Origin of the sequence: Bacillus sp. FSL K6-1218, assembly GCF_038006445.1 — a bacterium.
GTDB lineage: Bacteria > Bacillota > Bacilli > Bacillales > Bacillaceae_G > Bacillus_A > Bacillus_A thuringiensis_S.
In genome coordinates, this window is the sequence record NZ_JBBOVE010000002.1 from 328,388 (window position 1) to 343,379 (window position 14,992).

Genomic DNA, 14,992 nt, shown 5'->3' on the forward strand with positions numbered 1-14,992 from the left:
ATTTTGTCTATCAATATGTATGTACACCCTTTTGTAGTGGATATAGACTGTGAGGTGTAAGGAGATACCTTACAAAATAATAAAAAGGAGAATATAGAATGAGTAGATTAACAAAATTCTCAAAGTTAGCATTTACAACTTTAATCGCGGGAAGTAGCTTAAGTACCTTTGTTTCGTCGCACAGTGTACAAGCTGACACCTTAGATTCTAATTACCAAGACACTGTAAAATTCATACCACCTTCTAGTGCTAGGCCAACATTGGAACAAAAAAACACTATTGTTCCCGAATCAAAAGTTATTAAAAACCATTATGTAAAGTACTCTAAAGCACATTTCCAAACTAAAGAAAGTATACCAAAAGAGATTTATTATTCTTCAGAAGGCTTTAAGGGCTATATACAGGCAAGTACCGTTTGGGATATGGGAGATCATTTCGCAACACTATATTCCGGAACCGTTATTCGATGTTAGACTTTTAATCCCTTCTCTCTTAATGCTTATAATGATCAGTAGCTTACTGCCAATACTGTAATATCTATTGTTCATAAAATAAACCACAAAATCTTTCGATTTCATGGTTTATCAAATATAAAAATAATGCTAAACAAATACTCTAACATTACCTTCCCCAAAGTTAATTATAGAGTATTTTCAAAAAAAAGACACTCTTGTAGTGTCTTTTTTATAGTATTTTTAAAAAAATTCCGCCTACTAACACGTTATGGTTGCGGCTATTCATTTATTTCAATATGATACTTATTCATCTCGTATATGCAATAGACAATGATAGCTAAACTCCAACTGACACCATAATAATCATGTGTGTAGAAATCATATCCCGCCTTAACACCTTTCTCTATCACAACCAATGTAAACCCTAAAGCCACCCATTTGTTAATTTTCATCTTTATAAACGTTAAAGAGATAATTATTAAAAATAAAATATTTGTAAGATGATCTATCATTAGCTCATATTTTTGAATGTATACTGCCATTATACAAGCAACGCTATTAGTCGCAATACCAAAGGCAACCACCGCTCTCCAAATCCTGTCCGAAAGTCCCACTCCTGAGTCAGTCCCCTCCTAAACAAATATCCTTTTCTTTAATTCGTTCCTACACCCTATTCAAGGTATGCTAAATTATCCTTGTCTGATGAATATCTATTTATCTTTTCATATAGAGCAAACAAAATTTTCACTCATAATTTTTTTCTTTATTCGGAAAACTATGTATAAGCCATTTAGACTAGCGGCTTCACTCTTCTGGTAATGGGATAGTAATTTATTGCATTGACTAACTCATTCAACCCACTGGCACCGGCAGGCAACAAAATAGTTGTCTGCCATTTTCATGTATCCTTCTTCTAATTTCATTACAAACCAAATGTGTGCTGTAATGATTTCAAAAAGGACGGAATTTCATTTTTGAAAATGTAAAAAAGATAAGGTCCTGTCTACTTTTGGTATAGGACATTTTCTTTTCACATATACTATTTTTGAACCTGTTTACCAATACGTGTCCTTCTGGTGTCTTGAATTCCTCCTAAAAAGGGCTGCAGATACGACTGCATGCCCTTTTTATTTCCGTAGCTAATATGTATTCAATAAAATAATTAAAAACTAAAAATGTAATATAACATATTTTATCAGTTCAGATTATGTTAAGATTTACTTCATAGTCGAATTATGATTTCGTATCTAATTCAGCAATATATGAACTGTTTACCTAAAGAAAAGACACCAAGAAGGTTTCTTTTCTTCTTTTAATCTAAAAAACATTTTTCCTTTTCAGTAAGATCCAATTATCCCTCTAATATAAACCTCATATTTAAAGGAAATTTAATCATGGTACTCAAGAGTTTTCATCTACTTCAATATACCAATAGCTTAATTTCAAATCACATTTCCAGCACTATATTTGCTTTCTTACAGATTTTCTGTCTTGTTCTTAATTTTGTCAAAATCCTCATGCAGTTATACAAAAAATATATGCTATTATGATTCTAAGAAACTATGCGTTCCCTTAACCCTGTATTTTTACAGGGTCTTTGTTTATTTTATTTACTTTTATTGGCTTTTAAGAGTTAATACACAACCAATTTCAAATAAATCGTTTAAATGTTAGTTAGAATTTGAAATAATATAGCTATTAGCTTTTTTAACAAATGAAATCTAATATCAGTTTTCTAAATGTATACTATACTAAATGCCAGTTAACACTATACACATAGTGTTAACTATCTTAATTGAATATTGGTAATAGAAAGTCTAAACATTATCAATTTACTATATATTACATATATGTAAAAATAGATGTATGTTAAGCTTATTCAAAATCTTTCCCCTAATAAAGATTTGAAGTAGCATTTCATGATTCTCCTTACTGTTAATATGCCTTGAAAAAGAACCCTATAGGGTTCTTTTTCTTTTCATTATAACCCTCATCCAGTCCTTATTTAACGTGTATTAAATACTTAACACTTTATTGTATTAGGCATTTATACAAACTAAACATACCATTATCAATCCCCTGTTTTTTACTATTAATTCTTATCATATAAGATCATCCTTCCTTTTTAGTAATAATTTATTAAACCATATTTCTCTAAAAGGATTTTATTACCCTGCCATTCAGTTCAATAAGCATTATTTCAGTGTACTCAAAAATATAAATATAAAGTCGTTTAAATCTAAGAGTTATTTAAGAATCACCCCTTAACCGGTACATTTTATACCTCATCCTTGCCCCGTAACTCTTGCGGCCAAACTTCTTTTTAAACTTACAATAAATTACAGAGATTGCTTACAATTGTATAGAATTCATCTATCCCCCATCCTAACTCTCTATCTTTAAAAAAACTTTTTAACAGAATCTTTCACACAATATGCCATATTAGACAAGCAACTTTAGCACTATTTCAATATATTGTAGGATATAGATGCCCCACAAGTAATTGAAAATCAGGGTAAAGAAGTAGCTTAGATTCAACTTTTCTCATCCAAATATTAACTCAAATCCATCCTATTCCTTCTGTAGTTACTATTAATACGTTTAGAATTAATTCCTTTTTTTATACTTAGTATAAAAAAAAGGAATTAACAAACTATATATCTTGAATGAACAATTCAATAATTATAAGGAGAGATGAATGAATGTCAAACATTTATCAAGAAATATGGGATGCAGATATGCGTGGAAATGGCATCAAAGCCACTTTCAATAAAGAAGATGTAGATATTCAAAAAGGATTCGTTCTAGTTGAACCTACTAAGGTTAGGGGGAAAGAAGAAAAACAAAATCATATGTTATTAAAAGAGGTAGTTATCCCTGAAAATAAGAAAAATTCATATGATTTGGTCGAAAAATTATTTAATAATTTCTACTTAGATCCACATTTAAGAGAAGACAATACGGTTGAAGAACAACAAGAAGTAGATGCATTATTAAAACATGCTATACAATCTGAACCTATGAAGATTTGTAGGACTTTTGTTGAGTCTAGGAAGGGTACAAATTTATCTGACGAGCAGTGGTATACTTATTTGCATAACATTTGGTTTCTACAGTTCGATAGTGGTTCTGGTATTAGCCTAAGTGGATTTGAACATGTGTTTATTGGAGAAGAAAAGAAAGAAGGTAGTAGCCTAAATGGATATCACTTCTGGTATAAATATTATCTTGAAGATCAAACTGGGTCAAATGATAAAATAGTCTATTTAGGACCAAAAGATAAGAATACCGTTCCTGATGTTATTACTTTTGGTTATACATTAGAAGCTTCAGATGATCATATTAATAACGTTTTACTCTTTAAGAAAAAGGGTGGTTTTTTTATAGGCCTTAGCCCAGAAGGATTATTAGCTTTAGGAGTTGCACGTTTTGCCGATACTCTTAGTGAACATAATACTATTGAGATAAATAATCAAGAATACGATTTGGCACTATATTCTTTTGGTAAAAGATCTATGCGAACTTTTTTCCCTATTTATAAATAAGAATCATTTAGCTTTATTTATAAGGGATTCGTTCCAAATAAAATACTATGTAAAACAAAAAAGTTTTCTAACTCAAAAAACCTTGTATGGTTATTCTGCCATATAGCATTTTTATTATGTATAAAACTTCAAACTATAAATTTTTTTAATCGCAAAGACAAATATTCACCTTATACATTTGAACTATCTCAATAAAATTGACAACATAATAAGAGCTTTTTAAAAATTAAATATGGAAGAGATGGCTCCAATATTATACCGGAGTCCTCTCTTTTTATATCTTTTAATAACAATAGTGACTATATGTACCTTTATAAATTCAATTCTAATTTGAATGTACAGGAATGCTTAACGATTTTATATGCGAATTTATCTCTCATATAGCTGAAAAAGACTTTATTCAAGCTTATCTAAACAGTGTCCTCTTTATGACATCGATTGTTTGAATCTAACAACTTAACTACATATAAAGTATGTCCCCTAATCACTCTTGCAATTTCCGCCATCGTTTCCCCCTAGATTTTTACATATCGTATATTCTTATATGACTTTTTCCATACATTCATGTTGATTCCTAAAGAATTCCTCCGTCATTAAGTTATATTCGTGCATGATTAGTACGCTTGATATTTAATTTATTTTGACTCCCTTCTTGTTTCCAAATAATTTAATGCCAGTTTAATGAATTGCGTATCACATTTTTATTGTTTCTTCAAATGATTTTTCAAGTTCATTTACATTCTTTTTTATCACTTAATGCATTCATTTTAACGAGCCTCACTTTTATGAAACTACTATAAATACCTATTTCATCCACAATTTCGTATACAGAAATAATAGCTTTTTATTGAGAATTAAATCGATATTTTTTGTATTACCGGTATATATTTTCATAATGTGATTAGCGTTTCTTTTTCAATACCTCCTTTTCGATTTCCTCTAACTTTTTAAAATTGGAGATCCTTTTCCCTAAATACAATATGAATTTCCGCTTTCTTTAGTTTTTTCCAAATAACAATTAAATTAGAATGAGGACGACTTGTACGTCCTTTCCCATGCAGTTCTTCGAAGAGGTGTTCTTTTTCAGACTGTTCATAGACTTTCTACCAACGAATTAGGCATAATTTTAATTTGCCCTTTCCAATTATATGCAAAAGTTATTCTGAAAAGAAATCTGTGTAGATTCTTTACTAGTTGTTTCTAGTGACTTTCATTATAAAAAAGATAACTTATTTTCTATTTATCTTTTACATTGTTTTAGCGAAGGATAAGATACAAATCCATATAAAAACCCCAGATAGGCAATTTATTTGATGTTTGCACTATCTGGGGTATGATTCACCAATATATTACGTATTGACGTTAATTACGATAAAGTAAGTGTCGTACAATATCTCCAGGGTGTAACACAAATAAAGGTCCCCAAGAAGGATTAGAATCATGCATTGCTTTTAACGACGTAATCATCCTATCAAAAATCACAGCAACATCTCCATCTTTAGCAATAGCGGCTGTAACAGCAGCAGCAACTATATGAGCCGCATAAATTCCTGATTTGTATTCTTCAGGCAACGAACCCAATGTATTTAATGAAGAGCGTAACTGAGCAACAATTAACTCATCTTTATTTTTCCAGTTTTGAATCTGATTTAAACTATGATTTTCCAGACTAATTAATTTTCTCTTCACTATAGTAGAAGCAACAATTTGAGCTGATTTCTTAGCCTCATCATTACTTATTGCTATTCCCTCTAGTTGAATCTCTGAGAGATCTTTATCTACTTCAGTTTCAATTATCTTCTCCCATTCTTTCGCTTGATCAAATTCAAGCAACCCTACAGCATACGCTCCTAAATACCCTCTTAATATATCAGCTGGATGAGGATCTTGATCAGGTCCCTCATTTCTAAGGATAGCTTGTCTTGTAAAGGCCGCATTTAAACCACGAAAATAACCGACTAAACCTATCGCTGCCGCAGGACCTAAATTCAATATACCTAAAACATCAGACGCAGTTTCATCAATACGGGAAGCCCAATATTCAGATAAATCATGTCCAAAATTTTGTTCCTCCAACTCTGTTCTTACACTTTCAGCTAACTCAGCCAGTAATCCAGTATCAGCATGTAATATGTCATGACCGCCTGTTTCATGTCCTATACTTGACCAAGCCAAAAGACCTTGTGTCGCATTAACTGGCGGGAGATTAACAACAGCTACCTCCACCCCAAAAATAGAAGTTGCATCTACTGGCCAAGTATATGGGCCAGCCTTTGGATTTCCCCATTTAACAAGTGGCGGAATAATACTCAAATCTGGTGGTTTAACTCCTGCTCTATCTTCTAAGCTCAAAAAACCATCATAAAGATCACTTACTAATTCTTGAAAAGCCCCTGTAGCATTAGGTTTATACCCTTCGCCATGCTGAAGAATGGCCTGAGCAATGTCTAGCATTAAACCTGCTTTTTTTTCTCTTTTTGGGTCCCTCAATAATATCCTAGTAAACCCTTCTTGTCCCAATTCATCGAGTGTTTTGATAAAAGGTTTATACATTGTATCACGGTACAAAGGAGGCAACTTATCTCGTAAAGTTTCTAATCTCCCACGTAGTTCATGGTAATTAGTTGGATCCTCTGGTCCATTAACATTGGTTAATGCTGCTTTTCTAACATCTTCAATACAATTTTTAAGATTACTTATATCTGGTTTACCTGTGACTAAATTTTTCTTTGTACCATCTAGATTTTTCATTATTTGACCTCCAAACAAGATTTATCACAAGTATTATGTCCCTCCCACAAAAATATATTCCAAACCATTCACTTCAATTCGAACGATTAAGAGGGCTTCCTGCCATTCCTTGCCTGATGCCAATTCATCTCCCACCTACGTAATTACTTGTTAAAGTAATAATAAAGAACTGATATCTTATTTAATTAAAATAGAGATATTAGTTCTTTATCGTTGAAATATTCCGATTACAACATATCAATCAATTGTTTTAAGTCTGGTCGTTTCCCAATACGCTGTGTTCTAGGTCTTGTTGATTCATCTTGTTGTGGAGAACCAGAGTTTCTAAGTAACTCTCTTATGCGTGAAGGTTTAAGTGCAGCTTGTCCGCGAGCTTTTACAATTCCTTGAAGACAAGCAACTGTTCCTACTATAATCGGTGAAGCACTAGACGTTCCACTGAATTGATCTGTATACCAAACGTCTTCATTCCCTCCACCTTGTAAATCTCCTTCAGATTTTCGAAAACCACCAGTTGTAGTTACTTCTCTTCCCCAACCTTGCGTATCAACTATAGATCCATAATTTGAAAAATCAAGCCTAGAACGGTCAGCACCATGATTTCTACCATGTGTACCTGGGGGTGGTGCTCCAGCTCCTACTAAGATAGCACCTGAATCTCTATGGGTACGATTAAATCGATTTTCGTATATGGTATCATCTAAATTCTCTGCTCCATTTCCTGCAGCTTCTACCACAATAATTCCTTTAGCTGTTGCTAAACGAATCGCATCAAAATCATCCTGCCACCATTCAATAGCAATATATCCTTTTTGATCAAGTCTATCCTGGAAATTAAATCGTGGACCAGGTCCATGTAGTTCAATAAGAATAATATCTCCAGGATTTAAAGCATTTGTAGCTTGTACAATTGCAGTAGATGAAGTTTGTCCTTGTCCAAAAATAGAAATTGCATGTATTTTTGCATTTGGACTAATTCCTGTAATACCCAACGCATTTTCATCACCACTAATTTCACCAATTACTGCTGTTCCATGATTTCTCCAGGCTATTTCCGAACTAGGAGTTCCTCCGATAACCCCACCTTGATTTTCTCTCAAATCCTCATGCGAAAATTTCCATGCACCTTCAATGTCTACTATCTTTACTCCATTACCTTTTCCACCAGGAAACCTCCAAGCGTGTCGCGCATCAACTCCAACAGGAGCTGCATCTAGATATCCTTGTCTAATACTAAAATCTGGCGTAGCTGGGGGAGCAACATCTGGCATTGGTTCTGCAGCTATTCTTGCAAGTTCCGGAGCAGGTTTAATATAAGCATCCTCTACCATATTAGAATTCCGTAATTGCTCAACAATCTCTTCTAATTTCTCATCAGGTGCACTAACTCTGTAATATTTGGACAAATCAGGCGTTTCCTCGTCACTCCCTAATGAAAATGTACTCGCTGGTTGTATCTGTTCTACATTAAAAAGCGGTTGTATTTGAACTTCTTCTGATGCTAACATGCTCATCAAAGAATCATTTCTGCTATCACTAGAAGAAATAGATTCTTCTTTTAATCGATCTAAACTAACATCTTTTTTAGCTATTACAATTAATTGTCGAGACATAAAACCCCTCCACTATAATTTATTAATATATACTTTTTGCTTAAAAATAAGGATAACGAATATCTAAATTATAACCACTCAGCTGTACGCACTGTTCTATAATTGCCGAGAATTCTTCATCTATTTCGCGACATAATATTGTGGTTAAAAGTAGATTTGTTTTTATACGCATGTTCAATTCCAAATATCTTCTATATTAATATTATTATTTGTTAAAGTTACCAAATAAACATCTGGATGTGTTAATTTTCCCCATTGCTCAAATCCAAATCTGCTACTGTCAAAATGACGAAGTAACAGTGTCATTGCAACACTATGTGTAACTAAAAGAAAGGTTCCCCCTCTTAGTAATAAATCGTCTTTCAACGTACCTAATCGATCCATAACATCCTGGTTAGACTCTTTTCCTATGAGTTTTAAGCTAAAATCTTCAAATTGTTCTTTTATCTTTTCTGCTAAATGTTCATTATCATTTATCTCATCTAAATCTATTTCTCTTAACCTATCTTCAATTGAACACTCTAAATGTAATTTTTCGGAAATAACTTTTGCTGTTTGTTTAGCACGCAAAAAAGGACTGGAAATTAACTGGTTAACGTTTGTGATGTTTCTTTGTAATAAAAAATCCGATAATCTTTTTGCTTGAATTTCCCCATCAGAATGTAATGGTGAATTTATTTTATTTCCTTCCGCCCTACCATGGCGAATAATATACAGTTTTGTATCCGGCATCATTTTTCCTCCAATACTGGTTGATAAGAACTATCAACATATATAATCACCTACTTTTAATGTTTATACCCATCTAAATAATTAATATATACATATATAAAACTTCATTTAAAATGTGAGATTACGATGTTAATCGTTATTACATTTAACAACAATGTAATTATATTGTTATGTTTTAAACCTAATAAGCATAGCAGGCCTCTTTATCAAGATAGGAATAAATTTACTGTTATAAAAAATATCATTTTCTATAACATAAGCATTATGTTTGGAAAGGCAGTATAAATAGTTTATTTATTTCAGCTGATTCTTCTCATGTTTTATCACTCTTGAGATTTAGGAAAAAGTACAAATATTAATAGTTATGGAGGTAATGAACATGGAATCTAACAACTCTATTGAACCAGAGCAATTGTTATCAAAAGTTAACCCTTCTAATTTAGGAGAAGAAGCCTCAAATACCGCTATTGCTCCACCAATCAGCGGTTTATATGCATGGAATGCACAGCAAATTCGCGAGGAACTTCGCCTCGATGTAGATGGACGCTATCCTCAGATGGTAGCTAGTGGCACTATTATTTCAAATCTTTCATCTCCAATTCACTGGATTGCCAAATTAACAAATAATGGACCAAATACTTGGACAGGCAATATTCGAAATAAATTCCTTGACGGAGTACAATCATTTCCTTACACAAATGTAAAAATACAGGTAACACGCGGTTCATTTTCTGTGCAGCATACCGCAGAAGTCACGTTTCTAATTGGGGGGGAAACGGACAGAACTAGAACTTTCCGATTTCAATCTCCTTACTTCCACTCTGTGGAATTTGAATTTGATGCAGAAGAAGGTACAACTCCTGTCACAACTTATCGAACACACTCCCATCCAGACAAGCCAGCATTTTTGCCGGATGAAACTTTGTCAATTACGGAAGTTTTTAAACGAACTGGATTTGATGTAAAGTTATCTGAAGGTAATAATATCGTTACGCGAGACCATGCAGGAACAAACAGAAAATGGAGTAATCAAGAATTACATGATGCCATGCAAGTTTATTGGTCACACTTTGATAATAAGCCACAGTGGTCCATGTGGACATTCTTTGCAAATTCGGAAGCTGAAAGAGGCCATGGTCTTGGCGGTATTATGTTTGATAGTATAGGTCCAAATCATCGTCAAGGGACGGCAATCTTTAATAATTCTTTTATCTCTAATCCACCTCAAGGTGATCCAAACCCTGAAGCTTGGATACAACGAAATCGTTTTTGGACTGCTTGTCATGAAATGGGGCACGCTTTTAACCTTATGCATTCTTGGCAAAAACACCTAGGTAATCCTTGGGAACCATTGGGGCGTCCTCTTATTCCAGAACCAAAAGCTTTAAGTTTTATGAATTATCCTGACGATTTTGATGGTAACCACGATGGTAACATACAGAAGTTCTTTAAAGAATTTGAGTATCGTTTTAGTGATCAAGAACTATTGTTTATGCGCCATGCACCTGAGCATTTCGTACAAATGGGTAATGTTAACTTTGGAATAAATCATGGTTTTGAGCAATCTAACGATTCTATTAACCCATCTTTTAATCTTGAGTTGAGAGTTAACCGTAAAACACCTGTGTTTCAATTCTTAGAGCCTGTAGTTTTTGAAATTAAATTAACCAATACCTCTGGTGAACCTCAGTTAACAAAAAAACATATTTTATCCGATTTAAGTGGAATGTCTGTAATTGTAAAAAAACAAGGAAAACAAGGACGTCAGTTACTACCTTATGCTCAATATTGTTGGAAGCTAGAGAATAAAGTAATTATGCCTGGAGAATCATTTTACGAAACCGTTTTCGCTTCTGTAGGAAAAAATGGCTGGCTAATTGACGAACCAGGATACTATAATATTCAAGTATCCTTGCAAATAAACGGCAATAATATCGTATCAAACAACTTAAGACTTCGTGTTTTTCCACCTTCTGGATACGATCAGGAATTTCTTGCTCAAGACTTTTTCTCTGAAGAAGTTGGCCGTATACTTACATTTGACGGTAGTCATTTTCTTGAAAAAGGGAACAACATCCTTCGTGAGGTAACCGAAAAACTTCGTGATCATTCAGTTGCCCTTCACGCTCATATAGCTCTTGCTAAACCATTGGCATTTGATTATAAATTCCTTAACTTTACAGAAGACTCAAATAAAAGAGGTGCAATCAAAATAATACCTGCCCAACCAGACGAGGCACGTAAACAGTTTACTTCTGCTTTAACTGAGCACAAACAGATAGCAGCTAAAACACTTTCTCATAAGGATTATAATGAATATATGGTAACATTCAGTGAATTCCTAAGTAGTCAAGACGAAAACAAAGAAGCTGCAGAAGTACAGAATGACCTTTATCAAACATTGGCTGAGCGTAATGTTCTAGATAGTGTATTACAAAAAATTAAAAATCGACGTGAAACATACGAACAACAAACAAACAAATAATTTACGTACAAATAAAAACGTAGAAATTAATTATTTCTACGTTTTTATATTTATCAAAAGTCTTTTCCCCTTTTTACAACAGTGATTAATGGAAAAAATATCAACTATAGATTAGAAAAATTAATGATTGTTATTTTCAAACTACTCTAATATTAAATCTGTTTTCTTTCGAATTATGTGTGCTTTAGGAGTAACAATGTTGGCTCTTTTAGTATTAATGTTAGCATGATAACGTGGAGGATTCGTCTCATAAAAATGTTCATCAAATATTATTCCTGTAACTGCATTTATAGTTGTTAAAGGAACTTGGTATATTGTTACTACATCCATTCTTTCTAACTAGTGATATTTTGTAGAAGACCGACTTTCCTCCTCCAGGTTATCTATCCAGTAATCATCCTGCATTATTTTGAATGCTACTGAATGAAGATTAATATAAAAACCTACTTTCCAAAAACCAGCTGGTATCTTAATTCCACAACCTAAAGGTTTTTGGTATCCACAGTACTCCCTATCATTTACTGAAAAGATAGGGAGTATAAAAATTAAAAATTTCTTGTTTCTACTCTTGCTTTTACTAAATAATACAATTTTCTATATCGCCCCATTTTGTATGCTGAAATTCCTTATGATGAGGAGTAATATTTGCAAAGCAAAATGAATTACAATTTGTTTTCTCTGCTTCATCTAGGTTTCCACAGTCTACATCCTCTCTTCTAACAAGGTAACCCCTATCCCACAAGTCCGCCTGGCCTCCTGCATATAACCAGTCTCCTACCTGATTTTTATTCTTAAGCCTCTCATCTAGGTGCTCGTTATCACATCTATCCAACTGTATATTTTTTTCACACCGGTATTATTTACTCCATAAAACGCAAATTTCCGTTCTTTATTCATAACAAATAAAAAATGTGTAAATGCATAAATTTCGGCTCCTTCTAATGCAATTTGACTTATATCTTCACGTAAACACGGAAATGAAATAGGAAACTCTTCTCCTTACAAAATAGGATCAAATCCTTCATTTGAACCCATTATAGAAAAGCCTCCCTCTCTACAAATTTTATGTAGATTATTTTTTCTTCCTGCTGCAAAAAGCCTAGGAATAAATCTCTATGTAGCATTTATAATCTGTAAACATGTTGATTACCCCATCGATTTTTTTAGTTAAAGCAAATTTGCCAAACCGTTTAGATTCTCCTATTATTTACGATATTTATGCATATCAAAGTAAAAACTATACTCTAACGATTATATCGATTATTATCCAATTTAAATGGATGGGTTTTTAATCTTTTAGTGGTCACATAGATTTAATTCTTTCTGTAATAAAAACCTAAATAATAGTTAATACTACACTTTGGGTTGGAGATTTTTTAAAATGATAAACCATTCAAACCCTCTCAATTTGACTAATGAAAATGCGCCAATTAAAAAGCCCTTTTCTCAAAACGGTAGAGTGATACCCACAAATAGAGGAGGAGTGGCAAGAATCTTAAAAATGTTCAGGACTTCCCCTGCTATTTGGGCTATCTTTGGAAAAACCTCTACGATTCTCAGGCATTAGAATTTTAAATATCTGAGAATATTTTCGAGTTTCAAAGGTTTTATGGATTAGCAGAAACTAAGACGTTTACTGAGCGGACTCGTGAGCTAATGACAAAGTCCACATGCGGAGTACCCGATATACTAGCGGTTACAGCAATAGACTTTTCAGCACTATGTCCCTGGAACGAGAAACGGATAGCCTATGCATTTGATATTGAAACGAAAGATATTTCTAAAAAATGGGGAACGCGATACGAATTGCCTTCAAGTCGTGAGAAGACACTACTCCAATAATATTTTGGGAGGTTTTGATAATAGTGAGCACACTTGAAGTATTGGGACTTCTCCGAACGCATTTGATGTAGAACTGTTGCATTGCGCGAAATGGGACATATATTAGGTTTAGCTCATTCCAATGTTCCATGAGCGATTATGTTTCCTTCAAATTCTCCAAACCTTATTAAGAATGTCCTGTCACTAGATATTATTGCAGGAACAGAAAGACTTTATCAAATTCATAAAGCTGAAAAATAACTTTCTCATTCGAGGATGCTGGTGTAGTGAAAATCTGGATCCTAATTGTTAATGTAATAGTTTCGTCTGAATCTGAGCAGAATCAGATGTTTAAATCCGTCTACTATTTACCAATAAAAATCAATTAAGAGAGGAATAATCATAATGACAATTGTAAGACGTTTTCATTCTCCAGGTAACTTAAAGGACTTTGACTCTATCCCTAATCAGGTTGAGGCTTGGCATGAAATCATCTCCGATTTTTTCAATAGTAACATCCAGGACGTTCAACAGGAATTGGCGGCATTAGGAGGTATACCCCAATTCTATAATCCGTCTATCACTGAAACTTCATCGGACATGCAAACGCTTGACATTACTTGGAACGCCTTTCCACGAGTGATTCAAATCCGTAATCACAACAATCCAGATTTATATCTGCCAGCGGCAGAAAAATTGAATCCTAATGGAATTCGGCAACATGATGAGTATTGCGAGTGGCATACAGAAAGAGACCAAGAAAATAAAGTGTTACGAGTCACCTTTACTTGTGAGGGACCTGAGTATTGGCAATCATTAGCGGATGGGTATCCTACAAGATATAGTGGTCCTAGAACGGCAGGCGCTCAGGGTAGTAAAGACGTACTCTTGGCAATGTATCAAAAATACATTAGCAAGGACGTAAGCTTGACGGATCTCCTGAATCCAGATGGAACCTATAACCCTAACAACAAGTGGAATACCACGCATGGCGCGATGCATCTAATCCAACCAAACAACACTTTATCTGCTGAAATTAACATTGCAGCTCGCGCAACAATTTTGCGTAAGGACGCTCATGGGGAAATGATTAATGAGCCAACTGCTCTAATCAATTGCTCCCGTTTCGGTGAAGCTCAACGATTCAGCGATCCGACTATCGGATTTCAGGTAAATAAATTGGCTCAGCAAGGATTGATGATTACACTGCAAGATCCCGTAGGTCTCTATATTTCCGACTTAGATACAAGCGGTTTTGAAGCGCCTGATGGTAGTGATCCCGCTCAGTACTGGACCATTTTGCGCGGTCAGAAAGGACAGGTTTTACGAGCCGTATATGAAGTTCCTGCATCTGCAAATTTCAAAGTAGGTGATATGACAATCGATGGCCGCCCTATCGAATTTGGTGGACAAATTGCTGAAAGTATTACCATGAAATTGACTGGAGTAGCCAGTAAGCATCATTCTATACAAAACCCGTTGCTTACATGTCCTGGTTCATCGGATGATGCGGTTAGACCCGCAGGTCTTGTCGCTGGAGACAATGAAATATTACCAACGCGCGTCATCAGGTAAAAAGGAGGAAAGTTG

General features: G+C 33.9%; 11 protein-coding genes. 5 read left to right on the plus strand and 6 right to left on the minus strand.

The annotated features are described in order from the left end of the window. Positions 1-98: 98 nt before the first annotated feature. On the plus strand, positions 99-473 hold the full coding sequence (locus MHI26_RS29735) for a hypothetical protein (RefSeq protein ID WP_098438271.1): 375 nt from the start codon (positions 99-101) through the stop codon (positions 471-473). Positions 474-733: 260 nt separating this feature from the next. On the opposite strand, the gene MHI26_RS29740 is transcribed toward MHI26_RS29735, so the two are convergent. After that, positions 734-1,069, minus strand: coding sequence for a hypothetical protein (locus tag MHI26_RS29740; protein ID WP_061667183.1), 336 nt, complete (start codon positions 1,067-1,069; stop codon positions 734-736). A 2,088-nt stretch (positions 1,070-3,157) separates the two neighbouring features. Between MHI26_RS29740 and MHI26_RS29745 the strand changes: the two genes are divergently transcribed. Further along, on the plus strand, positions 3,158-4,000 hold the full coding sequence (locus MHI26_RS29745; protein ID WP_061667182.1) for a hypothetical protein: 843 nt from the start codon (positions 3,158-3,160) through the stop codon (positions 3,998-4,000). Positions 4,001-5,362: 1,362 nt separating this feature from the next. Here the strand turns inward: MHI26_RS29745 and MHI26_RS29750 are convergent. The 3 genes from MHI26_RS29750 to MHI26_RS29760 all read right to left on the minus strand — a co-directional run bounded on the left by MHI26_RS29750 (position 5,363) and on the right by MHI26_RS29760 (position 9,096). After that, complete coding sequence (locus tag MHI26_RS29750; protein ID WP_061667181.1) at positions 5,363-6,751, minus strand: hypothetical protein; 1,389 nt, start codon at positions 6,749-6,751, stop codon at positions 5,363-5,365. Between the two features lie 227 nt (positions 6,752-6,978). Beyond that, entirely contained in the window at positions 6,979-8,364 is a 1,386-nt protein-coding gene (locus MHI26_RS29755) for a S8 family peptidase (RefSeq protein WP_061667180.1), read from the minus strand. Positions 8,365-8,538: 174 nt separating this feature from the next. Further along, the gene (locus MHI26_RS29760; protein WP_061667179.1) at positions 8,539-9,096 is read right to left on the minus strand and encodes a histidine phosphatase family protein; all 558 of its coding nucleotides are present in this window, start codon (positions 9,094-9,096) and stop codon (positions 8,539-8,541) included. Between the two features lie 379 nt (positions 9,097-9,475). On the opposite strand from MHI26_RS29760, the gene MHI26_RS29765 reads away from it, so the two are divergent. Then, positions 9,476-11,581, plus strand: coding sequence for a hypothetical protein (locus tag MHI26_RS29765; protein WP_061667178.1), 2,106 nt, complete (start codon positions 9,476-9,478; stop codon positions 11,579-11,581). Between the two features lie 141 nt (positions 11,582-11,722). On the opposite strand, the gene MHI26_RS29770 is transcribed toward MHI26_RS29765, so the two are convergent. Together MHI26_RS29770 and MHI26_RS31665 are read right to left on the minus strand one after the other, a co-directional pair. Beyond that, positions 11,723-11,911 carry a hypothetical protein gene (locus MHI26_RS29770; RefSeq protein WP_190322703.1) on the minus strand — a complete coding sequence of 63 codons (189 nt, stop codon included), beginning with the start codon at positions 11,909-11,911 and terminating at the stop codon, positions 11,723-11,725. Positions 11,912-12,158: 247 nt separating this feature from the next. Next, positions 12,159-12,413 carry a DNA/RNA non-specific endonuclease gene (locus MHI26_RS31665; RefSeq protein ID WP_061667177.1) on the minus strand — a complete coding sequence of 85 codons (255 nt, stop codon included), beginning with the start codon at positions 12,411-12,413 and terminating at the stop codon, positions 12,159-12,161. Positions 12,414-13,237: 824 nt separating this feature from the next. Here MHI26_RS31665 and MHI26_RS29775 point away from each other — a divergent pair. Then, entirely contained in the window at positions 13,238-13,423 is a 186-nt protein-coding gene (locus MHI26_RS29775) for a hypothetical protein (protein ID WP_142308569.1), read from the plus strand. 384 nt (positions 13,424-13,807) lie between these two features. Then, positions 13,808-14,977: a hypothetical protein gene (locus tag MHI26_RS29780; protein WP_061667175.1), complete on the plus strand. Its 1,170-nt coding sequence runs from the start codon at positions 13,808-13,810 to the stop codon at positions 14,975-14,977. Positions 14,978-14,992: the final 15 nt, after the last annotated feature.